Source organism: Salinicola halimionae, assembly GCF_003206065.1.
Lineage (GTDB): Bacteria > Pseudomonadota > Gammaproteobacteria > Pseudomonadales > Halomonadaceae > Salinicola > Salinicola halimionae.
On sequence record NZ_PZJQ01000004.1, the window covers coordinates 638,504 to 663,495 of the forward strand.

General features: G+C 60.5%; 19 protein-coding genes and 2 tRNA genes. 15 read left to right on the forward strand and 6 right to left on the reverse strand.

Annotation, left to right across the window (positions count from 1 at the left end; all coding sequences use genetic code 11):
• Window positions 1–14: 14 nt before the first annotated feature.
• On the reverse strand, window positions 15–623 hold the full coding sequence (locus tag DOM27_RS08805) for a helix-turn-helix domain-containing protein (RefSeq protein WP_110655658.1): 609 nt from the start codon (window positions 621–623) through the stop codon (window positions 15–17).
• Between the two features lie 328 nt (window positions 624–951).
• On the opposite strand from DOM27_RS08805, the gene gltX reads away from it, so the two are divergent.
• The 3 genes from gltX to DOM27_RS08820 all read left to right on the forward strand — a co-directional run bounded on the left by gltX (window position 952) and on the right by DOM27_RS08820 (window position 2,709).
• Complete coding sequence (gltX, locus tag DOM27_RS08810; protein WP_110655659.1) at window positions 952–2,430, forward strand: glutamate--tRNA ligase; 1,479 nt, start codon at window positions 952–954, stop codon at window positions 2,428–2,430.
• Window positions 2,431–2,530: 100 nt separating this feature from the next.
• Window positions 2,531–2,606: transfer RNA gene (locus DOM27_RS08815), tRNA-Ala, on the forward strand.
• Between the two features lie 27 nt (window positions 2,607–2,633).
• A tRNA-Glu gene (locus DOM27_RS08820) sits at window positions 2,634–2,709 on the forward strand.
• 402 nt (window positions 2,710–3,111) lie between these two features.
• Here the strand turns inward: DOM27_RS08820 and gltA are convergent.
• Entirely contained in the window at window positions 3,112–4,398 is a 1,287-nt protein-coding gene (gene gltA, locus DOM27_RS08825; protein WP_110655660.1) for a citrate synthase, read from the reverse strand.
• Between the two features lie 498 nt (window positions 4,399–4,896).
• Here gltA and sdhC point away from each other — a divergent pair, with 498 nt between their 5' ends.
• The 9 genes from sdhC (at window position 4,897) to sucD (ending at window position 16,549) form a co-directional block, all read left to right on the forward strand.
• Window positions 4,897–5,274 (forward strand): succinate dehydrogenase, cytochrome b556 subunit, encoded by a 378-nt coding sequence (gene sdhC, locus DOM27_RS08830; RefSeq protein ID WP_110655661.1) that lies wholly within the window; start codon window positions 4,897–4,899, stop codon window positions 5,272–5,274.
• A complete protein-coding gene (sdhD, locus tag DOM27_RS08835) occupies window positions 5,268–5,615 on the forward strand; it encodes a succinate dehydrogenase, hydrophobic membrane anchor protein (RefSeq protein WP_110655662.1) in 348 nt (115 codons plus the stop codon). The genes sdhC and sdhD overlap by 7 nt, the downstream gene beginning before the upstream one ends.
• 3 nt (window positions 5,616–5,618) lie before the next feature.
• Window positions 5,619–7,391, forward strand: coding sequence for a succinate dehydrogenase flavoprotein subunit (gene sdhA, locus DOM27_RS08840; protein ID WP_110655663.1), 1,773 nt, complete (start codon window positions 5,619–5,621; stop codon window positions 7,389–7,391).
• 14 nt (window positions 7,392–7,405) lie between these two features.
• Window positions 7,406–8,116 (forward strand): succinate dehydrogenase iron-sulfur subunit, encoded by a 711-nt coding sequence (locus tag DOM27_RS08845; protein WP_110655664.1) that lies wholly within the window; start codon window positions 7,406–7,408, stop codon window positions 8,114–8,116.
• Between the two features lie 259 nt (window positions 8,117–8,375).
• Window positions 8,376–11,207 carry a 2-oxoglutarate dehydrogenase E1 component gene (locus DOM27_RS08850; RefSeq protein ID WP_110655665.1) on the forward strand — a complete coding sequence of 944 codons (2,832 nt, stop codon included), beginning with the start codon at window positions 8,376–8,378 and terminating at the stop codon, window positions 11,205–11,207.
• Window positions 11,208–11,258: 51 nt separating this feature from the next.
• Entirely contained in the window at window positions 11,259–12,860 is a 1,602-nt protein-coding gene (gene odhB, locus DOM27_RS08855) for a 2-oxoglutarate dehydrogenase complex dihydrolipoyllysine-residue succinyltransferase (RefSeq protein ID WP_110655666.1), read from the forward strand.
• An 81-nt stretch (window positions 12,861–12,941) separates the two neighbouring features.
• Window positions 12,942–14,393: a dihydrolipoyl dehydrogenase gene (lpdA, locus tag DOM27_RS08860; protein ID WP_110655667.1), complete on the forward strand. Its 1,452-nt coding sequence runs from the start codon at window positions 12,942–12,944 to the stop codon at window positions 14,391–14,393.
• A gap of 117 nt (window positions 14,394–14,510) precedes the next feature.
• Complete coding sequence (sucC, locus tag DOM27_RS08865) at window positions 14,511–15,677, forward strand: ADP-forming succinate--CoA ligase subunit beta (protein ID WP_110655668.1); 1,167 nt, start codon at window positions 14,511–14,513, stop codon at window positions 15,675–15,677.
• A complete protein-coding gene (gene sucD / locus DOM27_RS08870) occupies window positions 15,677–16,549 on the forward strand; it encodes a succinate--CoA ligase subunit alpha (protein ID WP_110655669.1) in 873 nt (290 codons plus the stop codon). Before sucC ends, sucD begins: the two co-directional genes overlap by 1 nt.
• A gap of 213 nt (window positions 16,550–16,762) precedes the next feature.
• Here the strand turns inward: sucD and gpgF are convergent, their stop codons facing one another.
• The 4 genes from gpgF to DOM27_RS08890 form a co-directional block, all read right to left on the reverse strand.
• Window positions 16,763–17,761: a glucosaminyl phosphatidylglycerol flippase gene (gene gpgF / locus DOM27_RS08875; RefSeq protein ID WP_110655670.1), complete on the reverse strand. Its 999-nt coding sequence runs from the start codon at window positions 17,759–17,761 to the stop codon at window positions 16,763–16,765.
• Window positions 17,758–18,573 (reverse strand): N-acetylglucosaminyl phosphatidylglycerol deacetylase, encoded by an 816-nt coding sequence (gpgD, locus tag DOM27_RS08880; RefSeq protein ID WP_110655671.1) that lies wholly within the window; start codon window positions 18,571–18,573, stop codon window positions 17,758–17,760. The genes gpgF and gpgD overlap by 4 nt, the downstream gene beginning before the upstream one ends.
• Window positions 18,566–19,699: an N-acetylglucosaminyl phosphatidylglycerol synthase gene (gene gpgS, locus DOM27_RS08885; RefSeq protein WP_110655672.1), complete on the reverse strand. Its 1,134-nt coding sequence runs from the start codon at window positions 19,697–19,699 to the stop codon at window positions 18,566–18,568. The genes gpgD and gpgS overlap by 8 nt, the downstream gene beginning before the upstream one ends.
• A gap of 172 nt (window positions 19,700–19,871) precedes the next feature.
• The gene (locus DOM27_RS08890) at window positions 19,872–21,812 is read right to left on the reverse strand and encodes an exoribonuclease II (protein ID WP_110656407.1); all 1,941 of its coding nucleotides are present in this window, start codon (window positions 21,810–21,812) and stop codon (window positions 19,872–19,874) included.
• Window positions 21,813–22,021: 209 nt separating this feature from the next.
• On the opposite strand from DOM27_RS08890, the gene DOM27_RS08895 reads away from it, so the two are divergent.
• From DOM27_RS08895 to DOM27_RS08905, 3 genes are read left to right on the forward strand one after another with little or no spacing between them, the layout of a single operon-like run.
• Complete coding sequence (locus DOM27_RS08895) at window positions 22,022–22,756, forward strand: GntR family transcriptional regulator (protein ID WP_110655673.1); 735 nt, start codon at window positions 22,022–22,024, stop codon at window positions 22,754–22,756.
• Between the two features lie 40 nt (window positions 22,757–22,796).
• Window positions 22,797–23,963: an N-acetylglucosamine-6-phosphate deacetylase gene (gene nagA, locus DOM27_RS08900; RefSeq protein WP_110655674.1), complete on the forward strand. Its 1,167-nt coding sequence runs from the start codon at window positions 22,797–22,799 to the stop codon at window positions 23,961–23,963.
• The gene (locus DOM27_RS08905) at window positions 23,963–24,982 is read left to right on the forward strand and encodes an SIS domain-containing protein (RefSeq protein ID WP_110655675.1); all 1,020 of its coding nucleotides are present in this window, start codon (window positions 23,963–23,965) and stop codon (window positions 24,980–24,982) included. The genes nagA and DOM27_RS08905 overlap by 1 nt, the downstream gene beginning before the upstream one ends.
• Window positions 24,983–24,992 lie beyond the last annotated feature (10 nt).

Below are 24,992 nucleotides of genomic sequence, written 5' to 3' on the forward strand. Positions count from 1 at the left end.
GTGGTTCACCATGGCTATTGGCGGCTCCAGCGGGCTCGAAGATAACCCACGATCCGGAAGGGCGGATGACGAACGCTCTCGACGGTCACCCCATGCAGTTGCTCGCCGCTGACCCGCATTCTGCCGGAAGCGAGATGCTCCAGATACTGAATCTGTAACCTCCCCTCCCGCTCCAAAAGATATAGGCCGTCCTGCTGGAACCTATCGCAAGGCGCGATGGCAGCGATATCCCCTTCGAAAAGAAAGTCGAAAGACTCGTTGTCCGCTGGCGTCACCAAGTGACAATCCTGAGTCAGCATTTGCAGCGTGGACATCTCATCGGGGCCCGTGTCCTGCTGCTCCCACGGCGCTGACAGATGCGCCTGCAAGCTGAGCACGGCCTTGCTCGACGCCTGAGAGTTGACCGCCATCGCGTTCAACGAATCATCGTCAAGTAGCTGCTTGATCGAACAGTTCAACGCTGAAGTGAGCGCCACCAGGCGCTCGTGCCCGATCTGCTTGATGGTGCCTGATTCCCAATAGGAAATCGTGACGTCAGAGACACCTACCCGTCTTGCAAGTGCGGCCTTGCTCATGCCTGCCTGAAGGCGGAGCTGTTTGATTCGTGGTCCTAACCCGTCCATCCATGAATCTCGCCTGCGTATTGGTGCTGTGAGGATATCCACTCATTGCCGAAGTATGTTTCGGGTTACAGAGTTGTGGAGATGTTATTACGGGAAATTCTTATCGTTGTCCAAAGCGTTGGCCCCGCGGTGCTTGCTGTCAAGCGAATACCGGTTTGCGCTAAGCCGACTCGGAGCGAGGCTCGATTTTGGTCGCCGACGTTCTTCATTGGTAGCACGACTGCAAAAATCCGCTAAGACATAGATTTGGAATCCGCGAGCAAGCACTGCAGTCGTCACCCTTGGGGGCGTATAATGTGGCGGCTCGTTCATCAACGGAATGGATTTCATGACGGTACGCACGCGTATTGCGCCTTCACCCACCGGCGATCCGCACGTCGGTACGGCTTACATCGCACTCTTCAATCTCTGCTTTGCTCGCCAGCATGGCGGACAATTCGTCCTGCGCATCGAGGACACCGACCGTCAGCGCTCCACCGACGAGTCGGAGCAGATGATTCTCGATTCTTTGCGCTGGCTCGGGCTGGATTGGGACGAGGGGCCCGATGTCGGCGGTCCGCACGGTCCCTATCGGCAAAGTGAGCGCGGCGATATCTACGCCGAGCACGCCGAGCGTCTGCTCGAGTCGGGGCACGCATTCAAGTGCTACCGTACCAGCGAAGAGCTCGACACCCTGCGCGATACGCGTAAGGCGGCTGGGTTGCACCTGGCGCTGAAGCCACAGGATCTGGCGCTGGATCCTGATGAGCAGCAACGGCGAGAGGTCGAGGGCTACCCTTACGTCATTCGCATGAACGTCCCGTCCGAGGGCGTGTGTGAAGTCGACGACATGCTGCGAGGGCGGATCGAGGTCGACTGGGCCCAAGTCGATGCCCAGATATTGATGAAGTCGGACGGCATGCCGACATACCATCTGGCTAACGTGGTCGATGACCATCTGATGGGGATCACTCACGTTCTGAGGGGCGAGGAGTGGATCAACTCGGCGCCCAAGCATCAGCTGCTGTACGAATACTTCGGTTGGTCGATGCCACAGCTGTGTCATATGCCGCTGCTGCGTAATCCGGACAAATCGAAGCTGTCCAAGCGCAAGAACCCCACCTCGATCAATTATTACCGCCGCATGGGTTTCCTGCCCCAAGCCGTGACCAACTATCTGGGGCGGATGGGGTGGTCGATGCCGGACGAGCGCGAAAAATTCGGCCTCGACGAGATGATGGCCCATTTCGACATCCAACGGGTGTCTCTCGGTGGTCCGGTGTTCGATCTCGACAAGCTGACCTGGCTCAACGGTGTCTACATCCGAGAAGATCTCGATGATGCCGCATTGCTGAAAGCGCTGTGTGACTGGGCCTTCAACGAGGCGTATGTCGGTCAAATCCTGCCGCAGATTCGTCCGCGTATCTCGACGCTATCGGATGCCATGCCGCTGGCCGGACATTTCTTCGCCGGCCTGCCCGACGTGCGAGAGACGAGTTTTGCCGACATCGATCTCGAGCGCGAGACGTTGCTGGCACTGCTGCAGTTCCTGGTATGGCGTCTGGAAGCCGTGGCGCGCTGGGACAAGGATGAGCTGCTGGCTCAGGTCAAGCTGCTTGCCGAGCACTTCGAGTTGAAGATGAAAGTGTTCCTGGCGCCGGTATTCGTCGCGGTGACGGGAAGCGCCCACTCGACATCGGTGCTCGACGCCATGGCGATTCTCGGGTCCGATATGACCCGCGCTCGTCTGCGGCACGCCATCGAGGTGCTGGGAGGCGTCTCCAAGAAGCACGCCAAGCGCCTGGAAAAGCAGTATCGGGAGCTCTAACGCGGTGCCGCCTCCGCGGTTGATGGCGGTCCGGCATTTGTGGTGATAAAGCGTTGACTTATCAGTGGGATGGCCGTATAGTTCGCCCCGTTCTTGGAACGGGGCCTTAGCTCAGCTGGGAGAGCGCAACACTGGCAGTGTTGAGGTCAGCGGTTCGATCCCGCTAGGCTCCACCACAAGAACCGGCATTTGCCGTTTTCCGCGTCCCATTCGTCTAGTGGTCTAGGACACCGCCCTTTCACGGCGGTAACAGGGGTTCGAACCCCCTATGGGACGCCACTTTCTCGTCTGCAGTTCTTTCTTATCTTTCTCTCCGTTTGCTTCGATACCGCATTCTCGGGCCGCTGCGGCTGTTGATAACCCCTTCGATTTTATCATCGCCAAGCTTGACATCCGGCGAGCTTTTCCACCGCTCCACTCCTTCGCTCGTATAGTGCCGCTAACTTGCTGAAAATACGCGAATCAAAATTTTAGTTATTAAAATCAATGAGTTATTGTTGGTTAAATTTCAAGCAATTTGCTGCCAAGGCGCTTCTGGAGGCGGTTTGGTGACATTATCGAGTGGTTTTGAACAGGGTTATCCACAGTAAGTGTGGAAATCTTCCGAATGAACGGTAGGCACAAAAAAAACCGCCAACCCAAGGTCGACGGTTCTGGCTGTGATCGAGTGCCTGCAGGGCGCTACTCTTTGGGATAGTCACGCTTGTCGTATCCGGTGTAGAGCTGGCGAGGGCGGCTGATTCGATAGCCATTGGTGATCATTTCATTCCAGTGGGAAATCCAGCCAACAGTACGCGCCATCGCGAAGATGACCGTAAACATGTTGGTCGGGATGCCAATGGCCTTGAGAATGATGCCTGAGTAGAAGTCGACGTTGGGATAGAGCTTGCGTTCGATGAAGTACTCATCCTCCAGGGCGATCTGTTCCAGGCGCTTGGCAATCTGCAATTGCGCATCGTCGCCGACACCTAGTTCGCCCAGGACCTCGTCGCAGGTCTCCTTCATCACCTTGGCCCGCGGGTCGAAGTTGCGATAGACCCGATGGCCGAAGCCCATCAGCTTGAACGGGTCATCCTTGTCCTTGGCCTTGTCGATGAAGCGCTGAATGTTCTCTTCGGAGTCATCACCGATTTCGTCGAGCATGGCCAGTACCGCTTCGTTGGCGCCGCCGTGTGCCGGCCCCCAGAGTGCTGCGATCCCTGCGCTGATACACGCAAACGGATTGGCGCCGGTCGAGCCCGCCAGACGTACGGTGGACGTTGAGGCATTCTGCTCATGATCGGCATGCAGCATGAAGATGCGGTCCATGGCCTTGGCGATGATCGGATTGACCCCGTAACTCTCGCACGGATTGCCGAACATCATGTGCAGAAAGTTTTCGGAGTAGTTGAGGTCATTGCGCGGATACATGAACGGCTGGCCGATGTTGTACTTGTGGCACATCGCTGCCAGGGTCGGCATCTTGGCGATCAGGCGTATGGCGCTGACATGGCGCTGATCGGCTTGAGTGATGTCGAGATTGTCGTGATAAAACGCGGCCAGCCCGCCGACGACACCGCAGAGGACCGCCATCGGGTGAGCGTCGCGGCGAAATCCCTTGTAGAAGTTGACGATCTGCTCGTGAACCATGGTGTGGCGAGCGATCGTGCTTCTGAACTTTTCATACTCGTCGGCGGAGGGGAGTTCGCCGAACATCAGCAGATAGCAGAGTTCTACGTAGTTGGAATTTTCCGCCAGTTGTTCGATGGGGTAGCCGCGATGAAGCAGTGTGCCGGCGGCGCCGTCTATATAGGTGATGCCGGATTCGCACGAAGCAGTAGCGACGAAGCCAGGGTCGTAGGTGAACAGGCCTTCTGCGGTCAGGCTGCGGACGTCGATGACATCGGGGCCGACGGTGCCGGGGTATACCGGCAGTTCGATGGCATTGTCGACACCATCGACCGATAATTTCGCTTTTCTGTCAGCCATGTTGGCCTCCTTTATCGTGACATAAGCCTTTGTCTTTACTGCCGTGCGGGCGAAAAATCGTTCGCCCACTATAGGTTTCCGCAGGGGATTGTCAATTCGCCTGGGTCGCCTCGACGCCGCAGTGACGGCGCTGGCCCCAATTTGCGAGGTATTGGCGGGATGCCGGGCTAAGGGAAAAGGTGCCCGTTCTTTTGCAGGTCAGGCCACCATCATACCAACTGAATGGGTCGGGCTGACAATAACGAAAGAATTCGAAATAACTGTCGACAACCCCAAGCCCGCGCCGGGTCTGGTATTTTATGCTATCCGCTGCTCTCCGCACGGCGTGGCGATTTGTCATCCTGTTACCCAAACCCTATAATCTGCTACCGCACGATTTGGCATCGTCAGCCGGTTTGGGCCGCATCGGAACTGCTCTTGCGACCGTGATCCTGCTTCTAAAAACCACCGCCCCTGAACGGGCATGACCCGTCAGGGTTAAGAGAGTGTTTAAGCGCCGTGAATAGCAAACGTCCAGTAAACCTCGACCTATCCACCATTCATTTTCCACTTCCCGCACTGACTTCCATCGTACATCGCATCACCGGCGTGATTCTCTTCGTCGGCCTGATCTTCGGCTTCTGGGCACTGGATGCATCACTGTCCTCGCCCGAGGGGTTCGATTCGGTGCGTGATGCGCTGGCAAACAATGTGCTGGCGAAGCTGATCGCCTGGGGCCTGCTGTCGGCACTTGGTTTTCACTTCGTCGCGGGAATCAAGCACCTGCTCATGGATACCGGCTACGGTGTCGATCTCGAAGGTGGCAATCGCAAGGCGCAGATCACGGTCGTGATCAGTGCTGTCTTGGTGGTTCTGGCGGGAGTCTGGGTATGGTAACCAATATTACGAATCTGGGTCGCAGCGGGCTCTCCGACTGGCTCATTCAGCGTGTGTCGGCCGTCGTCCTGGCGCTTTATGCGCTATTCGTCGTGGCTTATCTACTGTTCCATCCCCATCTGGACTATGCCACCTGGAGCGGCCTGTTCGCTCAGACCTGGATGCGCATCTTCTCCTTGCTGGCCTTCATTTCCATGGCCGCTCACGCCTGGGTCGGTCTATGGACGGTTTCCACCGACTATCTCAAACACACCGGTGTTCGCTTCGGTTTCCAGGCCGTCGTGATTCTCGCCATCTTCGTTTTTCTGGTGTGGGGCGTTCAAGTCCTCTGGGGAGCCTGATCCATGTCTACCATGCGTAACCTGTCTTTCGACGCCATCATCATCGGTGGTGGCGGTTCCGGCCTGCGAGCGGCGCTCGAGCTGGCCAAGTCCGGCAAGAAGACCGCCGTGCTGTCCAAGGTGTTTCCGACCCGCTCCCACACGGTCTCTGCCCAGGGGGGCATCACCTGTGCCATTGGATCCGCCGATCCCGACGACGACTGGCGCTGGCACATGTACGATACCGTCAAGGGCGGCGACTATATCGCCGACCAGGATGCGGCAGAGTATCTCTGCTCCGAAGGCCCCAAGGCGGTGTTCGAACTCGAGCACATGGGATTGCCGTTCTCGCGTTTCGACAACGGTCGTATCTATCAGCGCCCGTTCGGCGGTCAGTCCAAGGATTTCGGCAAGGGCGGCCAAGCGGCGCGAACCTGCGCCGCCGCCGACCGTACCGGTCACGCACTGCTGCATACGCTCTATCAGAACAACCTGAAAAACAACACCGTCTTTCTGGACGAGTGGTATGCCATCGATCTGGTGAAGAACGCCAATGGCGATGTCGTGGGTTGCATCGCGCTTTGCATCGAGACCGGCGAAATCGTCCATGTCACCTCCAAGGCGACCGTGCTGGCCACCGGTGGAGCGGGGCGCATCTTCGCGTCGACCACCAACGCGCTGATCAATACCGGCGACGGCATTGGCATGGCGCTGCGTGCCGGGTTCCCGATGCAGGACATGGAAATGTGGCAATTCCATCCGACCGGCATCTACGGTGCAGGCACCCTGGTGACGGAGGGCTGTCGTGGTGAAGGCGGCTATCTGATCAACAAGGATGGCGAACGCTTCATGGAGCGCTATGCGCCCAACGCCAAGGACCTGGCCGGCCGTGACGTGGTAGCCCGCTCGATGGTGATGGAAGTGCTGGAAGGCCGCGGCTGCGGCGAGAATGGCGATCACGTCATGCTCAAACTGGATCACCTGGGCGAAGAGGTGCTGATGAAGCGCCTGCCGGGTATCGTCGAGCTGTCCAAGACCTTCGCGCACGTCGATCCGGTCAAGGAGCCGATTCCGGTCACGCCAACCTGTCATTACATGATGGGCGGTATTCCGACCAACGTGCATGGTCAGGCCATCACCCAGGACAGCGATGGCAACGACCATATCATCAATGGTCTGTTTGCCTGTGGCGAAGCCGCCTGCGTGTCGGTCCATGGCGCCAACCGCCTGGGCGGCAACTCGCTGCTCGATCTGGTGGTGTTCGGTCGTGCAGCGGGTATCTACATCGACAAGGCGCTCAGCGAAGGGATCGACTACCTCGATGCTTCCGCTTCCGATGTCGAGCGCGCCACGAGCCGGCTGGCACGTTGGAACGAATCCAGCGGTGGCGAGTCGGTTTCGGAGCTCAAGACCGAGCTGCAGAACACCATGCAGAACGCTTTTGGCGTGTTCCGTCAAGAAGACAACATGCAGGAAGGCGTCAAGAAACTGGGAGAGCTGCGCGAGCGTATCGGGCAGGCACATCTGGGCGACAAGTCCGACGTCTTCAATACCGCTCGTGTCGAAGCGCTCGAGTTGGACAATCTGCTGGAAGTCGCCGAAGCGACCGCTATCGCGGCGCTGGAGCGCAAGGAGAGCCGGGGCGCCCATTCGCGCTACGATTATCCGGATCGCGACGACGTCAACTGGCTCAAGCACTCGATCTTCCATCCGGGCAACAAGACCGTCACCCAGCGTGACGTCAACTTCACGCCCAAGACGGTCGATACTTTCGAGCCGAAGATCCGTACCTACTAAGGGGGTTGTCAACGATGTCCAATCTTCAGGTTTCCGTTTATCGCTACAACCCTGAGACCGACTCCGCGCCTTACATGCAGGAGTTTCAGATCGATACCCAAGGGCGCGATCTGATGGTTCTCAACATCCTGACCATGATCAAGGATCAGGATAGCTCGATGGCGTTTCGCCGTAGCTGTCGCGAAGGCGTCTGTGGCTCCGATGGCATGAACATGAACGGCACCAATGGTCTGGCCTGTATCACGCCGCTGTCGGGCGTGGTCAAGGACAACAAGCTGGTGCTGCGTCCGCTGCCGGGTCTGCCTGTCATGCGCGACCTGGTGGTCGACATGGGGCTGTTCTACAAGCAGTACGAGCGCATGCAGCCGTATCTGCAGAACGACACCGCGGCACCGGCGATCGAGCGTCTGCAGTCGCCGGAAGAGCGTGACAAGCTCGACGGTCTGTACGAGTGCATTCTGTGCGCCTGCTGCTCGACGTCATGCCCGTCCTTCTGGTGGAACCCGGACAAGTTCGTGGGGCCGGCGGGTCTGCTGCAGGCCTATCGCTTCCTGGCGGACTCTCGTGACAATGCGACCCAGGCCCGGCTGGCCGAACTGGAAGATCCGTTCAGCCTGTTCCGGTGCCGCGGCATCATGAACTGCGTGGCGGTGTGTCCGAAAGGGCTCAATCCGACTCGGGCGATCGGCAAAATTCGCGAAATGTTGCTGTCCAACGCCACCTAACTCGTCGAAGGCGGCATCTACGACTTAAATCGTAGCGCTTGGCTTGTTATCATGTCGCCACGCTGTCGACTGCGGCGCGATGTCGCAGTCGGTTTCAGCTCAAGATGTTGGCCGGTGCCTTGTGCATCGGCTTTTAACGATCATGCCATGGTTTTGAAGACATGGTCGTTGGCCGTCTCGCGACGGTTCCGGAGTGACGCCGAGGCGCGCAACCGCGACCGGCGCCGACAACACCCCATCAGTGTAGGGTGAACAAGAGATGCAAGAAGGCATAATGGAGTTGATGTGGCGCACTTCTCACATGAGCGGCGGCAACGCTCACTATGTGGAAGCGCTCTACGAGCAGTATCTGAATGACCCCGCGACTGTCCCCGATGAGTGGTGCCAAGCGTTTGATCAGCTACCGCGCCTGGAAGGCACTCCCTCCCAAGATGTTCCTCTCAGCCCCATTCGGGAGCAGTTCTACCAGTTGGCCCGCGAGCGTCGCCCTGTCGTATCGGCCGCTACCGGCAGCAGCGAGAACCGCAAGCAGGTCAAGGTTCTTCAGCTGATCAATGCTTACCGATTCCGTGGCCATCAGCGCGCCGAAATCGACCCGCTCGGTCTGCGCAAGCCGGACACCGTTCCCGATCTCGATCTGTCCTTTCACGACCTGACCCAGGCCGACATGAACACCGCGTTTCAGACCGGCTCGTTCTTTCTGGGCAAGGAAGAGGCGCCGCTCAAGGAGATCGTCGAGGCGCTGGAGCAGACTTACTGCCGGTCGATCGGCTGCGAGTTCATGCACATCGTCAATACCGAAGAGAAGCGCTGGCTGCAGCAGCGGTTCGAATCAGTGCGCTCCAAGCCGAAGTACAGCCAGAGCGAGCGGGAGCATCTGCTCGAGCGGCTGACGGCGGCCGAGGGTCTGGAGAGCTATCTCGCCTCCAAGTATCCCGGGACCAAGCGTTTCGGTCTGGAGGGGGGCGAGTCTTTCATTCCGATGATGGACGAGGTGATCCAGCGCAGCGGCAACTACGGCGTCAAGGAAGTGGTCATTGGCATGGCCCACCGTGGGCGTCTCAACCTGCTGGTCAACATCCTCGGCAAGAGCCCATCGGAGCTGATCGACGAGTTCGACGGCAAGAAACAGATCAAGCAGGGGTCCGGTGACGTCAAATATCACCAGGGCTTCAGTTCCAATGTGATGACGCCCGGTGGTGAAGTTCATCTCGCGCTGGCGTTCAATCCGTCACATCTGGAGATCGTTTCGCCGGTAGTCGAGGGTTCGGTTCGTGCCCGCCAGGATCGCCGCCAGGATGACGACGGCAAGCAGGTGCTGCCGGTCGTCGTGCATGGTGACGCGGCTTTCGCCGGCCAGGGCGTGGTGATGGAAACCTTCCAGATGTCGCAGACCCGCGGTTACAAGACCGGCGGTACGCTGCATATCGTGATCAACAATCAGGTCGGTTTTACGACGTCGCGGGCCGACGACGCGCGTTCCACCGAGTATTGTACCGATATCGCCAAGATGGTTCAGGCCCCGATTCTGCACGTCAACGGTGACGATCCGGAAGCGGTATTGCACGCGACGCAGGTTGCTGTCGACTATCGCAAGGAATTCCAGCGCGACGTGGTCATCGATCTGGTCTGCTATCGCCGTCGCGGTCATAACGAAGCGGATGAGCCCTCCGGCACCCAGCCGCTGATGTACTCCAGGATCAAGTCGCACAAGTCGACGCGCACGCTCTACGTCGAGCAGCTGATCAAGGAAAGCGTGCTGGACGAGGATCAGGCCAAGCAGTTGGGCGAGCAGTATCGTGACGATCTGCTGGCCGGTAATCACGTCGCCAACGCGCTGGTCAAACAGCCCAATACCGGGTTGTTCGTCGACTGGACGCCCTATCTCGGCCACGAGTGGAGCGGTAATACCGATACCAGCTGCGACCTCGAGCATCTGACGCAGCTGGCGCAGAAGATGAGCGAGATTCCCAACGGTATCGACGTGCAGCGCCAGGTATCTCGTGTCTATGAAGAGCGTCGCAAGATGCTCGCCGGCAGCCAGCCGATGAACTGGGGCTTCGCCGAGACATTGGCCTATGCCACGCTGGTCGATGCCGGTCATCCGGTGCGCCTGACCGGGCAGGATACGGGGCGGGGCACGTTCTCGCATCGTCATGCCGTGGTTCATAATCAGGCCGATGCGTCGACCTATGTTCCGCTTCAGCACATCAAGGACGATCAGCCGGCTTTTGCCATCTACGATTCGTTCCTGTCGGAAGAGGCCGTGCTGGCGTTCGAATACGGTTACGCCACCACGGCGCCCAACTCGCTGATCGTGTGGGAAGCGCAGTTCGGAGATTTCTTCAACGGCGCCCAGGTCGTGGTCGATCAGTTTATCTCTTCGGGTGAGTCGAAGTGGGCGCGATTCTGTGGTCTGACCCTGCTGTTGCCGCACGGCTACGAAGGACAGGGACCAGAGCACTCTTCCGCTCGCCTCGAACGTTTCCTGCAGCTTTGTGCCGAGCACAACATGCAGGTGTGCGTACCGACCACGCCGGCGCAGATTTTCCACTTGCTGCGACGTCAGGTCATTCGTCCGCTGCGCAAGCCGTTGATCGTGATGTCGCCGAAGAGCCTGCTGCGCCACAAGGATGCGACTTCGACCATGGAGGAGCTGTCCGAAGGCCGCTTCCAGATGGTCATTCCCGACATCGGCGAGCGTGACCCGCAGCAGGTCAAGCGGGCCGTACTTTGTTCGGGCAAGGTCTACTATGACCTCGCGACCTACCGCTCCGAGAACGAGCGTGACGACACGGCGATCATTCGTGTCGAGCAGCTCTATCCGTTCCCCAAGGACGAACTGCTGGAAGCGCTGAAGACTTATCCGAATCTGGAGCAGGTCGTCTGGTGTCAGGAAGAACCGCTCAACCAGGGTGCCTGGTATCAGAGCCAACATCATCTGCGTCTGGTGGCAAGCATGGTCCGCGAGGGGTTGGATCACGGCCTCAAGTTCGCCGGTCGTCCGGCATCTGCTGCCCCGGCCGCAGGCTATATGTCTGTCCATGTGGCACAACAGAGCCAGCTGGTCGACGACGCTTTCAACGCGTAAGGCGCCTTGCCGCTGAGACAGGCGCGAGAGAAAAGAGACTAAGGATACGACATGGCTACTGATATCAAAGCGCCGAGTTTTCCCGAATCCGTTGCCGAGGGAACGGTTGCCACCTGGCACAAGAAGGTGGGCGATAGCGTCGAGCGCGATGAACTGATCGTCGAGATCGAAACCGACAAGGTCGTTCTCGAAGTGGTGGCGCCCGAGGCGGGCACGCTCTCCGAGATCAAGATCGAGGAAGGCAATACCTGCGAGTCCGAACAGGTGCTGGGCGTCCTCGGCGCGGCTTCCGAAGGCGGTAAGAGCGAGGACAAGCCCTCCGCCGGCGCCAAGAGCGAAGCCGAGTCGGGCGACAAGGGCAAGTCGGCGGATGAAGAAAAGCCGGCTGCCAAGGATAAGCCCGCGGCCTCTGGCAAGAGCCATGATGTCAAGGCGCCGAGCTTCCCCGAATCCGTTCAGGAAGGCACCGTCGCCAGCTGGACCAAGAAGGTCGGCGAAGCGGTCAAACGTGACGAAGTGCTGGCCGAGATCGAAACCGATAAGGTCGTGCTCGAAGTCGTGGCGCCGGCCGACGGCGCGCTTGCCGAGATCAAGGTCGAGGAAGGCGAAGTCGTCGAGTCCGAAGCGCTGCTGGCCGTTTTCACCGAGGGCGGTGGTGGTGAAGGTGCGGACAGCGGAAAAGCGTCTGCCGAAGAATCTACCGGCAACCAGGATCAGGCTGGCGACGGTGAGCAGGATGCCAAGGTTGATGGCAAGATTCTGGCGCCGGCCGCGCGCAAGATGGCGGCCGAAAACGATCTCGACGTCAGCAAGATCGAAGGGACCGGCAAGGGCGGTCGCGTGCTGAAGGAAGACGTGCAGAAAGCGATCGACGACGGTTCGGCGAAGAAATCCGCCAAGCCGGCGGCTGCGGCTGCTCCGAAAGCGGCGGCTGCGCCGGCGATCGAGGGCGAGCGTCCCGAACAGCGCGTGCCGATGAGCCGTCTGCGCCAGACCATCGCCAAGCGTCTGGTCCAGGCCCAGCAGACCGCCGCCATGCTCACCACCTACAACGAAGTGGACATGAGCGCGGTGATGGCGCTGCGTAGCGAGTACAAGGACACCTTCCTCAAGGCACACGACGTCAAGCTCGGCTTCATGGGCTTCTTCGTCAAGGCGGCGACCGAAGCACTCAAGCGCTTCCCGGACGTCAACGCTTCCATCGACGGCACCGACATCGTCTATCACGGCTATCAGGATATCGGCGTTGCCGTTTCCACGCCGCGGGGTCTGGTCGTGCCGGTGCTGCGTGACACCGACAGCATGAAGCTGGCCGATGTCGAGAAGGCGATCGGCGACTTCGGCAAACGCGGCCGCGATGGCAAGCTCGGCATCGATGACATGCAGGGCGGGACCTTCACCATCACCAACGGCGGTATCTTCGGCTCACTGATGTCGACCCCGATCCTGAATCCGCCGCAGACCGCGATCCTGGGTATGCACAAGATCCAGGAACGGCCGATGGCGGTGAACGGCAAGGTCGAGATTCGTCCAATGATGTATCTCGCCGTTTCCTACGATCACCGCATGATCGATGGCAAGGACGCGGTCCAGTTCCTGGTGGCCATCAAGTCGCTGCTGGAAGATCCGGCGCGCCTGCTGCTGGACATCTAAGCGCATTCGACTCAACCATCCGACTGTCGATTCGCCGGGCAAACCCGGCGAATGGCAAACGAAGTGAACAGGATATTTTTCATGGCCGATAAATTCGATGTGATCGTCATTGGCGCGGGCCCTGGAGGCTATGTCGCCGCGATTCATGCCGCTCAGTTGGGCCTCAAGACGGCCTGTGTCGAGAAGTGGGTCAACAAGGAAGGCAAGACGGTTCATGGCGGCACCTGCCTGAACGTGGGCTGCATTCCTTCCAAGGCATTGCTCGAAACCTCGCACAAGTTCGTCGAGACCCGCGATCATTATGCCGAGATCGGGATCAACGTCGGTGACGTGGCGACCGACGTGAAAAAGATGATGGAGTTCAAGAACAGCGTCATCGCCAAGAACACCGGCGGTATCAGCATGCTGTTCAAGTCCAACGGCGTCACCGCGCTGGAAGGCACCGGAAAACTGCTCGATGGCAAGAAGGTCGAGGTGACCGGCCACGACGGCAAGACCGAAACCTATGAGGCCGATAACGTCGTTATCGCCTCCGGTTCCGTGCCGGTGAACATTCCGCCGGCGCCGATGACCGAAGACATCATCGTCGATTCCGCCGGTGCGCTGGAGTTCACCGAAGCGCCCAAGCGTCTCGGCGTGATCGGGGCCGGCGTCATCGGGCTCGAGCTGGGTAGCGTGTGGGGCCGGCTGGGCAGTGAAGTCACCGTTCTCGAAGCGCTGGACACCTTCCTGCCGATGGTCGATCAGGCGATCGCCAAGGATGCCCAGAAGCTGTTCAAGAAGCAGGGCCTGGACATCAAGATGGGCGCTCGGGTGACCGGTTCCGAGATCAAGGGCAAGGGCAAGTCTCGCGAAGTCGTGGTCAAGTACACCGACGGCAATGGCGAGCAGGAACAGACCTTTGACAAGCTGATCGTCTGTGTCGGGCGCAAGCCTTATACCGACAAGCTGCTCGACGATTCGGCGGGCGTCAAGCTCGACGAGCGCGGTTTCGTTTTCGTCGACGATCAGTGCCGCACCAATGTTTCCGGCGTTTACGCCATCGGCGACGTGGTGCGTGGCCCGATGCTGGCGCACAAGGCCTCCGAAGAGGGTGTGATGGTGGCCGATATCATCGCTGGCCAGAAGCCGGAAATGAATTACGACGCCATTCCCAGCGTCATCTACACGGCGCCGGAAGTCGCCTGGGTGGGTATCAACGAGCAACAGGCCAAGGAACAGGGCATCGAAGTCAAGACTGGTGCTTTCCCGTTCTCGGCCAGTGGACGTGCGCTCGCCAACAACGCACCGGAAGGCATGGTCAAGGTCATTGCCGATGCGGCAACCGATCGCGTTCTCGGCGTTCACATTCTAGGTCAGCACGCCGGCGAATTGATCGCTCAGGGCGTGATCGCGATGGAGTTCGGCTCCAGTGCCGAAGACTTGGCTCTGACCTGCTTCGCGCATCCGACGCTGTCGGAAGCCGTGCACGAAGCCGCTCTGGCCGTCGACGGGCACGCCATCCACATGGCCAATCGCAAGAAGCGAAAGTAAGTCATTCTCTCGCGCTTTTTGCACTAGCTGCCATTCCGCCGGGATGGCACGGGGGTGACGGGCCGGTTGACCGGCTCGTTGCCATTCGAGTCACATGCAACCTAATGGCATGAATCGATGAACCTTCACGAGTATCAGGGCAAACAGCTGTTTGCCGATTACGGTCTTCCAGTGTCCAAGGGTTTCGCCGTCGACACGCCGGATGAAGCCGCACAAGCCTGCAAGAAAATTGGTGGCGACAAGTGGGTCGTCAAGGCACAGGTTCACGCAGGCGGTCGCGGCAAGGCCGGTGGCGTCAAGCTGATCAAGAGCCCGGAAGAAGCCAAGGCATTCGCCGAGCAGTGGCTGGGCAAGAACCTGGTGACCTATCAGACCGACGAAAAAGGTCAGCCGGTTGCCAAGATTCTGGTCGAAAACTGCACCGATATCGCCAGCGAGCTGTATCTGGGTGCGGTAGTCGATCGCGCTACCCGCCGCGTCGTATTCATGGCCTCCACCGAAGGTGGTGTCGAGATCGAGAAAGTGGCCGAGGAAACGCCCGAGAAGATCCTCAAGGCCGAGATCGATCCGCTGGTCGGTGCACAGCCGTACCAGGCTCGCGAGCTGGCGTTCCAGTTGGGTCTGAACAAGGACCAGATCAAGCAGTTCACCAAGATCTTCCTGGGTCTCTCCAAGCTGTTCCTCGACAAGGATCTGGCACTGCTGGAGGTCAACCCGCTGGTGATCACTGACGAGGGCAACCTTCACTGCCTCGACGCCAAGATCAACCTCGACGCCAACGCCCTGTATCGCCATCCTGATCTGCAGGCGATGCGCGATCCGTCTCAGGAAGACGAGCGCGAAGCCCACGCTCAGCGATTTGAGCTCAACTACGTGGCGCTCGACGGTAACATCGGCTGCATGGTCAATGGCGCAGGCCTGGCCATGGGAACCATGGATATCGTCAACCTCAGCGGCGGCAGCCCGGCCAACTTCCTCGATGTTGGCGGCGGCGCAACCAAGGAGCGCGTGGCGGAAGCGTTCAAGATCATCCTCTCCGATACCAACGTCAAAGCCGTGCTGGTCAACATCTTTGGCGGCATCGTGCGTTGCGACATGATCGCAGAAGGTATCATCGGTGCCGTCGAGCAGGTCGGTGTCAACGTGCCGGTGGTGGTGCGTCTGGAAGGGAACAACGCCGAGTTGGGTGCCGAAAAACTGGCCTCCAGCGGACTGAACATCATCGCTGCTACCAGCCTGACTGACGCGGCTCAGCAGGTCGTCAAAGCGGCGGAGGGCAAGTAATGAGTATCCTGATCGACAAGAGCACCAAGGTCATCTGCCAGGGTTTCACTGGCGGACAGGGGACCTTCCACTCCGAGCAGGCGATCGCCTACGGCACCAATATGGTCGGCGGTGTGACGCCGGGTAAAGGCGGCCAGGAACACCTCGGTTTGCCGGTGTTCAACACCGTCAAGGAAGCGGTCGAGAAGACCGGCGCTGAAGCGTCCGTCATCTACGTGCCGGCGCCGTTCTGCAAAGACTCGATCCTCGAAGCCGCCAATGCTGGCATCAAGTTGATCGTGTGCATCACCGAAGGCATTGCGACGCTGGATATGCTCGACGTCAAGGTCAAGTGCGACGAGCTGGGTGTTCGACTGATCGGCCCGAACTGCCCGGGCGTGATCACGCCGGGCGAAACCAAGATCGGTATCATGCCGGGTCATATCCACAAGCCGGGCCGCGTCGGTATCGTGTCTCGCTCGGGCACCCTGACCTACGAAGCGGTCAAGCAGACCACCGATCACGGTTTCGGCCAGTCCACTTGTGTCGGTATCGGCGGCGACCCGATCCCGGGCTCTACCTTCATCGACATCCTCGAGATGTTCGAGAAGGATCCGCAGACCGAAGCGATCGTGATGATCGGTGAAATCGGTGGTACCGCCGAAGAGGAAGCGGCAGCCTACATCAAGGCTAACGTGACCAAGCCGGTGGTCTCCTACATCGCGGGTGTTACCGCGCCTCCGGGCAAGCGCATGGGCCATGCCGGCGCGATCATCTCCGGTGGCAAGGGCACTGCAGACGAGAAGTTCAAGGCGCTCGAAGATGCCGGCGTCAAAACCGTGCGTTCACTCGCCGAGATTGGTGATGCACTGAAAGCTGCCACCGGCTGGTAACGTCGGTAAGCCGGTAAGCCGGTAAGCCGGTAAGCCGGTAAGTCGATGAGTCGATGAGTCGGTAATCGATGAGCCAGGCAGTTCGAGGCAACATGCCTCGTCAACGGCCCGTCNNGACGGGCCGTTGACGTTTTGGGCCAGCCGCTTGATGGCCTAGAACATGGGATATTCTGTGCTAGAGGCGAGAAAACGCCGATATCAGACTTGGACCAATTACGCCCGTTTGCGTTTGTTGATCATGCGCAGGAACGCTCTGCCGGCGGTAGTGAGGAAGATGGGGAAGCCCGCCAGTAGATAAAAGTAGTAGGTGACGAAGCGCCAGATCAGTACCGCGGCGGCGGCACTCTGCGCCCCGATCAACGGCGTCAGCAGAGCCGATGATGTCAACTCAGCGCCGCCCGCGCCACCCGGCAGAAAGCTCAGTTGCCCGGCAGCCATCGACACCATCTGGACCAGGAAGGTCCAGGCCCAGTCGATATGCTGCCCCAGCCCCTGAACCACGAGGTAGAGAATGCTGTAGCGAATCAGCCAATGCGCGCAGCACAGCAGAAATACGCTCAACAGCAGCCAGTGCGGCAGTCGCAGGGTTTCGATCAGCGAATTGCGAAAATGCAGAAGTCGACGGGCAAAGCCGAAACGCGAACGTCGCTTGACGTTGAGCCGGGCCAGCCAGCGTCCGGTCATGTGCATGACGCGAGCGTAATTGCTGAGCGTCAGCCATAACAGAATGAGGGCGGTGAGCAGCAGCAGCGTAGGCAGCCCCACCAGCCAACCGAGTCTCAAATCGACGGCTTCGATCAGCACGTAGAGGGCAACGCCGATCAGGCCGGATAGAAAGAACAGCATGTCGGTAAGCTGATCGACGGCGAAAATGGCCGACGCCTGAGCCGGTCGTATGCCGCGCCGGGCCAGCAGGCCGAGCAGAGTCAGCGGACCCCCGGTGCCGCCTGGCGTTGCGCAGATCGCGAATTCCGTCGCCATCACGATCGAAAAGGCACGAGTCTGCGAGAGTTTCCCCGCGCGACCGGCCAACAGCAGTCTCAGACGCAAGGCGTTGAGATTCCAGCAGACGACGATCATCCCCATCATCAGCAACAGTTGCGATGTCGGGAACCCCCGTAGTTCAGCAACGATGCCGCCGCCGCCGATCAGAATCGGGATCGCCAGCGCGGCTACCAGCCCCAGCGCCAGCAGCCACAAGATGCGTTTCATGCCGCGGAACGATCCTTGTTCGCCCGTTTGGCGAGATTGTCAGGGACGAGATCGGGTGCCGCGTGGTCGAGCCACGCCTGTTTGGTCAACGGCTGGCGCCCGCCTTCCAGCAAGTGCTCGACCAGGTGCAGCCAGTAGTCGTAGGAAGGCTTGTAACGCATGTCTACCGGATGCAGCGCCAGTCGCAGCAGCCGGGCGTGCTGAAAGCGGTGGTATTGTAGGGCGCTGACCACCCGGGACATGCCGCGTCGCCAGGCGCTGCGCGCGCTCCACACGATGCTAGGCGCTTCCAGCGGGGAGAAACCGGGCAGTCGATAGAGCCGTTGTGGATCGCTGGTATAGGTAAACGGGCGCTCCTGCAGCGCTTGCCGCGTGCCTTGGCTCATCAGCCAGGCGGGCGCTACGAAGCCGCCATGGGGCCACCCACAGGCTTCGAACTGCGCGATCCCGTTGTCCAGCAAGGCGCCTGCTTGGTCGTGGTCGAGCGCGTAAAATTCGCCCTCCCAGGTATAGATCCGACGCATGTAGTAATCGCGCAGTGAGCGGGGCGCCGGAGCATCGTCACGGTGATAATAGCCATGCAGCGTCAGTTCGTCGCCGAGCGCCAGGCGGGTATCGAGTACCCGGCGCAGGGTGTCACTGTCGCGGCATTCGCCACGCCCATGAAAATTGGGCACGACGAGCCAGGTGATCGGAATGCGCTTTCCCAGCCGTTCACCCAGACGATCGATGGCCTCGACGAACCCGCGATAGTCTGGCCAGGTCTCGGGGGCAATGTCGTGAAGCACCAGCGAAAAGTGCTGCTTATCCATGCTGAGAACCCTGCTGGGCTTCTCCCGCACCTTCGGTGGCGCTGGTCAGCCGGCGGTAGTGAGAGAGCAGCCCGTCGATGACGACGTCCCAATCGTGATTGCGCTCCACGTAACGGCGCGCCCGGCGTCCGGCTTGAGGAGCGTCGTGATTGGCGAACAGTTCTTTCACGGCGCGCGCCATGTCGGCCGGCGAATGCGGTTCGCTCAACAGGCCACAGCCCAGCGGCACGTTTTCGGCCAGCGCCCCCGCTCGCGCGGCGACCACGGGGATGCCGCTGGCCATGGCTTCCAGTGCGACCAGGCCAAAGGTCTCCTGCGTGCCGGCATGAACCAGCGCGTCACTGGATGCCAGCCAGCTTGCAACTTCCTCGGTCGGCGTATAGCGATCGATCACACTGACGTTGTCGGGTACCTGAGTAGGCATGCTGGGGCCCACCAGCAGCAGGTGATATCCCTTGCCGAGCAGGCGAGCAGTTTCCAGTAGGTCATGCAGATTCTTTTCGCGAGAGCCCCGGCCGACGAAAATCAGCAACTTGGTGTCGTCGTCGAGATTCAATCGCTGGCGAAGGGCAGCGTTCTGGCGGCTGGGATGGAACGTTTCCAGGTCGACGCCTAGTGGCTGAATAGCGACTCGCTCGATGCCCAGCCGAGTCAGCCGTTCCGCCATCACCCGGCTGGGCGCAAGCACCTGATCGTAGCGACGGTAGAGCTGGTAGACATAGCGCTCCACCAGTTTGTCGGTACCGCTGCCCATTCGATTGCTGATCAGCCTGGGCAGGTCGGAGTGATAGAACCCGACGACCGGCACATCGAGCTTGCGCCCGGCGCGCAGCGCCGCCCAGCCGGTCACGTAAGGATCGCCCGCTTCGATGATATCCGGTGACAGGCGAACGAGCTCACGCTCCCAGCCACGTCGACGCAGTGGAAATCGATAACCCTGGCTGAACGGTAACGGCGGTGACGGAACTTCGTGAATGCCGTTGTGGGTAAAGAGCTGCGAGCCAGGTATCAAAAGGCTGCAGGTAATGCCGGGCAGCTTGGCAAGTCGCCGGTGCTTGGCATCGAGATAGGTACGAACCCCACCGCTGGCGGGGGCATAGAACATCGTAACGTCGGCAATATGCAACGAGCCGCTCCTCTAAAAAACATCCCTGTCGGTACGGCCCATTCCAGGGAATGGCGATGACTGAATCGATGACCGACTACATTGCAGTATATCGTTTTACTGCCACAGGGCGTTCACACCATAGTGGTAGCCCGGCGGCGCCGTCGTCAGCGCTGCCGGGCCGTTGCGTCGCTCACTCGGCGGGAGTGGCCACCAGCGAGCGTGTCGCTTCACGCGCTTCGACCAGCTTGACGCGCAGGGAGCCACCGAGCTGATAGCGCGGCTCGCCGGCGATCTGGATGCGGCCTTCCTTGTCGTCGATGGCGACCTGAGTGCGGTCGCTGTGGATCAACGGTGCCGGCACGAAAGCGGTCGCCCCGTTGGCGATCAGGCGGACCCGCATGCCACCACGGCGGATATCGATGATATCGGCATCGTACACTTCGCCCTGGTCGAGGGTGGCGCCCAGATAGCGCACGTAAAGCCAGTCTTTGACGTCACGTTCGGCCATTCGGTTCAGTCGGCGGCGCTCGGTCAATTGTTCGGTCAGCTGCTGACTGGCCTCCGCGGGAGCCGCTTCAGACTTAAGGACTCGTTTGATCAGGCGGTGGTTGACCATATCGCCGTACTTGCGGATCGGCGATGTCCAGGTGGCGTAGGCGGGCAGCCCCAGGCCGAAATGCGGTCCCGGACGCGCCGACATATTGGTGTAGCCCTGAAAACGCCGCAGACGGACATCCAGCCAGGCATCCTCACGAGCGTCCAGCGCCCGGCGAAACTCGCGATAGCGAGAAAGTTCGGAGAGCTGCTCGCGCTCCACCGGGATTTCCTGGGCGGCCAGAAACTCGAGCGCCTGATCGATTTTTTCCGGCTCGAAGGCGTGGTGCACGTTGAAGATCCCGTGACCGACTTCCTTGGCCAGCAGATCGGCACAGCAGGCGTTGGCGACGATCATCGCTTCTTCGATCATGCGCTGGGCGATGCGTCGTTCCTCGACCTTGATGCCCAACACGTTACCGGCATCGTCGAGGTCGAACGCGTAGTCCGGCCGGTCCTTGAATACCAGCGTGTTGGCTTCGCGCCAGGCGGCACGGGCTCGGGAGAGATCGGCCAGTGCGGTGAGCTGTTCGGCGATCGGCGCTGCCGGCGCCTCTATCTCCGGCTTGTCGTCGATCCAGTCGGAAACGGCGTCATATACCAGCCGTGCCTGCGAGCGAATCGTGGCGGCAAAGAAGCGATACTCGCCCAATGTGCCGTCTCGGCCAACCTGCAGCCGGCAAGCCAGCACCGGACGCTCGACGTCCGGCTTCAGCGAGCACAGGTCGTCGGCCAGGGCTTCCGGCAGCATGGTGATGTTCTGTCCCGGCAGATAGACCGTGAAGGCCCTCGTGCGCGCTTCCTTGTCCGCAGGATGAGACTCGTCAACGTAGGCTGTCGGATCGGCAATTGCGACCGTCATGGTCCAGCCGTCGTCGGTCGCTTCGACACGCAGCGCATCGTCCATGTCGCGAGTCTTTTCACCGTCGATGGTGAAGAACGGCTCGGCAGTCAGGTCTTCGCGAGTCAATCCTTCTTCCTGCAGCGGCCAAGCGTCGGCGGCCGGCGGGCACTCCTGTTCGAGCGCGTGCCGCGCCAGTGTGACCCGCCATGGCACCGCCGGATCCTCGCTCTTGACTACCAGCTCGTCGATCTGGGTGAAGAACGCGCGATCGTCCGGGCGCAGCGGATGGCGAATTAGCCGCGCGACGACCCAGTCGCCGTCGGCGATGTCGGATTCTTCCAGCGAGCGCTTGATACGCGCCTTGAGCGAAAGATTGATCGAAGGATGATCGGGGACCACGGCCAACCGGCCGTCGCGCTTCTGCACGCGCGCCACGAAGCGGTCCAACGATGCCTCGAGCAAGGTTTCCGGATCGGCCTGTTTCTTGTCGCCATCCTCCTTGATGACCGCTTCGATGCGATCACCATGAACGACCTGCTTCATGGCGGGAGGCGGAATGAAATAGGAAGTGCCGTCTTCGGCTTCGAGAAAGCCGAACCCCTTGTCGGTGGCCTTGATGGTGCCCTGGACGCGGGGAGTATTGGCCCGGATATTTTGCTTCAGCTGGGCCAGAAGAGAGTTGTTCTGCAGCATCGGATCGGATCGGTCGGTGGACGAGATCGACACTATACGGATTCCGTCCGGGGCACGCCAATCGTCACCGCCGGGAATGTTCATCATCGACTGCCGCGTGGCAGGCCTGCGAGTTCGACGAAAGTTGGCTGCTCTGGGGCTGGTGGATTGGTATTCGACTGGTTATGTTGGTGGTATTGAAGTGGTATTGATCACGATACGGATTCGCCATGCAACCGACGCTTTCTCGGCTCAAGCTGGATGCCGACCAATCGACCCCGCTCTATCGACAACTGGCTCAGCAGCTGGTTGAGGCGATCGAGGCAGGTGACTGGGGCACTGGCGAGGCGCTGCCTTCAGAGCGGGTACTCGCGGAAGCGCTCAACGTTTCACGAATTACCGCTCGCAAGGCGCTGGACCGGCTGGTGGCGCTGGGGCTGATTCAACGCACCCAAGGTTCCGGCACCTTCATTGCCCCACGACTGAATCAATCGCTGACACGGCTGACCAGCTTTACCGAACTGTTGATCCAGCGCGGGCATCGTCCCAGTTCGCGTTGGCTCAGTCGCTGCATGGGGACGCCCACGGTCGAAGAGAGCTTGCGCCTCGGCGTGAGCGCGGACCATCAAGTATCGCGCCTCAAACGGCTGCGGTTGGCGGATGACGTGGTGGTCGCAGTGGAAGAGAGCTGCCTTCCTCACCGGGTGTTGCCCGATCCCGAGGCTGTGACCCATTCGCTCTATCGCCATCTCGATGATCGGGGTATGCCGATCGTACGGGCACTGCAGCATGTATCGGCGGTCAATGCCGATGCGGAGCTGGCGCGGCTGGCGCAGGTGCCGGAATCCCAGGCGCTGCTGATGATGACGCGGCTCGGCTATCTTGCGGACGGCCGTCCCGGGGAGCTCACGGTGACCTATTGTCGCACCGACTACTACGACTTCATGGTGGAACTGACTCAATGATGACGCGTAATGGAATGCCATCGCCCACGCAGGAGGCGAGATGCTTTACGGCAATATTCTGACTGCCGAAGGATGGCGGCTCGGCACCCTGGAGTGGCGCGACGGACGAATCGTCGCCATCGAGGGCGAGCCGGTCGATCCCGACGTCAACGAGCATCCTCGGCTAGTGCCGGGTTTCGTCGACCTGCACGTGCATGGCGGCGGCGGGGCGGATGCCATGGAAGGCGGCGATGCCGCCGCGATCATGGCGCGAACCCATGTGCGTTTCGGTACCACCAGTCTGCTGGTGACCACCATGACCGCGCCCATGCCCGACATTCGCCAGGCCTTGCAGGATATCGCCCGGCTGATGGCCAAACCGCCATCACAGGCTTCGCGGCTGTTGGGCGTGCATCTCGAAGGGCCTTTCCTCAATCCCGGTAAACTAGGGGCGCAACCTCCCTATGCTTTTCCAGGCCTGATCGAGGATGTCGAGGCGCTGATGACCTTGGCTCCGATTCGCGTATTGACGCTGGCCCCGGAGCTTTCGGGCCATGCCGAACTCATTCGCCAATTGCGAGAGCGCGGCGTGCGGGTCCAGATGGGGCACACTCTGGGTAGCTATGAAGAGGGTGTGGCCGGGCTCGAACATGGCGCCCACGGGTTCACCCATCTGTTCAATGCGATGACCGGGCTTCATCATCGCAAGCCGGGCATGGTCGGCGCGGCACTGGCGCATGCTGACTATGCGGAAATCATTCCCGATCTGCTCCATGTTCATCCCGGCGCCATTCGTACGGCCCTGCGCTGCATTCCTCACCTCTATGCCGTCACCGATTCCACCGCTGCCGCCGGCATGCCCGACGGCGAATATCGTCTGGGGGAGCAGCACGTCACTAAATGCATGGGCGGCGTGCGACTGGCCGATGGCACATTGGCCGGCAGTACGCTGACCATGGATCAGGCGCTGCGCAACCTGGTTCAGATCGGTCTCGAGCTTGGTGATGCCAGCCGGCGGTTATCGCAATATCCCGCCGATTTCCTCGGCGAGACCGAGATTGGCCGGCTCGATATCGATTGCCGGGCCGATATCGTGGTCCTGAATTCTCGACTCGAGATCGATGCCGTCTACGTGGGCGGCGAACAGGCTCATCATGCGTCGTCACTATCATCGACAACGATAAAGACGACGCCACAGGCGGCCAGCGCGCCGCGGGAGACCCACTGATGTCGCTGATGCTTGAAGAAGCCCAGAGCGCGCCGGATTGTCTGCGAGCGCAATGGCAGGCCAATGCGGAAACGATGGCCGAGTTAGGCAAGCGGCTACGTGACGCCGATCTGCACGGGGCATTGACGGTGGCGCGTGGCAGCTCCGATCACGCGGCGGCCTACCTTGCGTATCTGGGTATGAAGCATCTCGGGTTGCCTATAGCGTCGGTGCCGCCCTCGTTGACTACCGTTGTCGGTACGCGCTGGCGAGTCCAGGGGCAGTTGGCGGTAGCCATTTCGCAGTCCGGCGCCAGCCCCGACCTGGTGGCAGCGCAAAAGGCGCTGACGGCCGGTGGGGCGCGCAGCGTGGCGTTGGTCAATACGCCAGCTTCACCGCTGGGGGACGTTTCAGAGCGTGAGATCGTGCTGCATGCCGGTGTCGAGAAGAGCGTTGCGGCGACCAAGAGCTATCTCGCCACCTTGGCCGCCTGTGCCCATCTGGTCGGCGCCTGGGCCGAAGACGAAGCGCTGCTGATGGCACTGGAAGCGCTGCCGTCGAAACTCGAGGTGGCGGCACGTCAGGAGTGGCAGCCGGCGGTGGAGGCGTTGGCCGAGGTCGACAGGTTGCTGGTGATCGGACGCGGCCTGGGGCTCTCCGTTGCGCAGGAAGCCGCGCTCAAGTTTAAGGAAACCTGCGCTATCCAGGCCGAGCCCTTCAGTGCCGCCGAGGTTCGCCATGGGCCAATGGCGCTGATCGAACCGGGCTACCCAGTGCTGATACTGGCCCCACCGGGGCCGGATCAGGCCGGGCTGCTGGAACTGGCCGAGTGGCTGGAGAGCATCGGCGCCAAGGTGCTGCTGGCCGCCGACGATAGTGTCGCCGCGCGCCATCTGCCGTTGATCGATGTCGGTCATGACGATCTGCAGCCGCTGTCGGTGATACAGAGCTTCTACGTGATGGCCGCCAGGTTAGCGGTCGCCCGGGGTGGCGATCCGGATCGACCGCGTCATCTGCAGAAGGTGACCCGAACGCTCTGAATCGCCAACG

Excerpts from the sequence above, each read along its gene's own strand:
- DOM27_RS08805 (WP_110655658.1), bottom strand. The coding sequence starts at position 623 with ATGGACGGGTTAGGACCACGAATCAAACAGCTCCGCCTTCAGGCAGGC.
- gltX (WP_110655659.1), top strand. The coding sequence starts at position 952 with ATGACGGTACGCACGCGTATTGCGCCTTCACCCACCGGCGATCCGCAC.
- gltA (WP_110655660.1), bottom strand. The coding sequence starts at position 4,398 with ATGGCTGACAGAAAAGCGAAATTATCGGTCGATGGTGTCGACAATGCC.
- sdhD (WP_110655662.1), top strand. The coding sequence starts at position 5,268 with ATGGTAACCAATATTACGAATCTGGGTCGCAGCGGGCTCTCCGACTGG.
- sdhA (WP_110655663.1), top strand. The coding sequence starts at position 5,619 with ATGTCTACCATGCGTAACCTGTCTTTCGACGCCATCATCATCGGTGGT.
- DOM27_RS08845 (WP_110655664.1), top strand. The coding sequence starts at position 7,406 with ATGTCCAATCTTCAGGTTTCCGTTTATCGCTACAACCCTGAGACCGAC.
- DOM27_RS08850 (WP_110655665.1), top strand. The coding sequence starts at position 8,376 with ATGCAAGAAGGCATAATGGAGTTGATGTGGCGCACTTCTCACATGAGC.
- odhB (WP_110655666.1), top strand. The coding sequence starts at position 11,259 with ATGGCTACTGATATCAAAGCGCCGAGTTTTCCCGAATCCGTTGCCGAG.
- lpdA (WP_110655667.1), top strand. The coding sequence starts at position 12,942 with ATGGCCGATAAATTCGATGTGATCGTCATTGGCGCGGGCCCTGGAGGC.
- sucC (WP_110655668.1), top strand. The coding sequence starts at position 14,511 with ATGAACCTTCACGAGTATCAGGGCAAACAGCTGTTTGCCGATTACGGT.
- sucD (WP_110655669.1), top strand. The coding sequence starts at position 15,677 with ATGAGTATCCTGATCGACAAGAGCACCAAGGTCATCTGCCAGGGTTTC.
- gpgF (WP_110655670.1), bottom strand. The coding sequence starts at position 17,761 with ATGAAACGCATCTTGTGGCTGCTGGCGCTGGGGCTGGTAGCCGCGCTG.
- gpgD (WP_110655671.1), bottom strand. The coding sequence starts at position 18,573 with ATGGATAAGCAGCACTTTTCGCTGGTGCTTCACGACATTGCCCCCGAG.
- DOM27_RS08890 (WP_110656407.1), bottom strand. The coding sequence starts at position 21,812 with ATGCTGCAGAACAACTCTCTTCTGGCCCAGCTGAAGCAAAATATCCGG.
- DOM27_RS08895 (WP_110655673.1), top strand. The coding sequence starts at position 22,022 with ATGCAACCGACGCTTTCTCGGCTCAAGCTGGATGCCGACCAATCGACC.
- nagA (WP_110655674.1), top strand. The coding sequence starts at position 22,797 with ATGCTTTACGGCAATATTCTGACTGCCGAAGGATGGCGGCTCGGCACC.
- DOM27_RS08905 (WP_110655675.1), top strand. The coding sequence starts at position 23,963 with ATGTCGCTGATGCTTGAAGAAGCCCAGAGCGCGCCGGATTGTCTGCGA.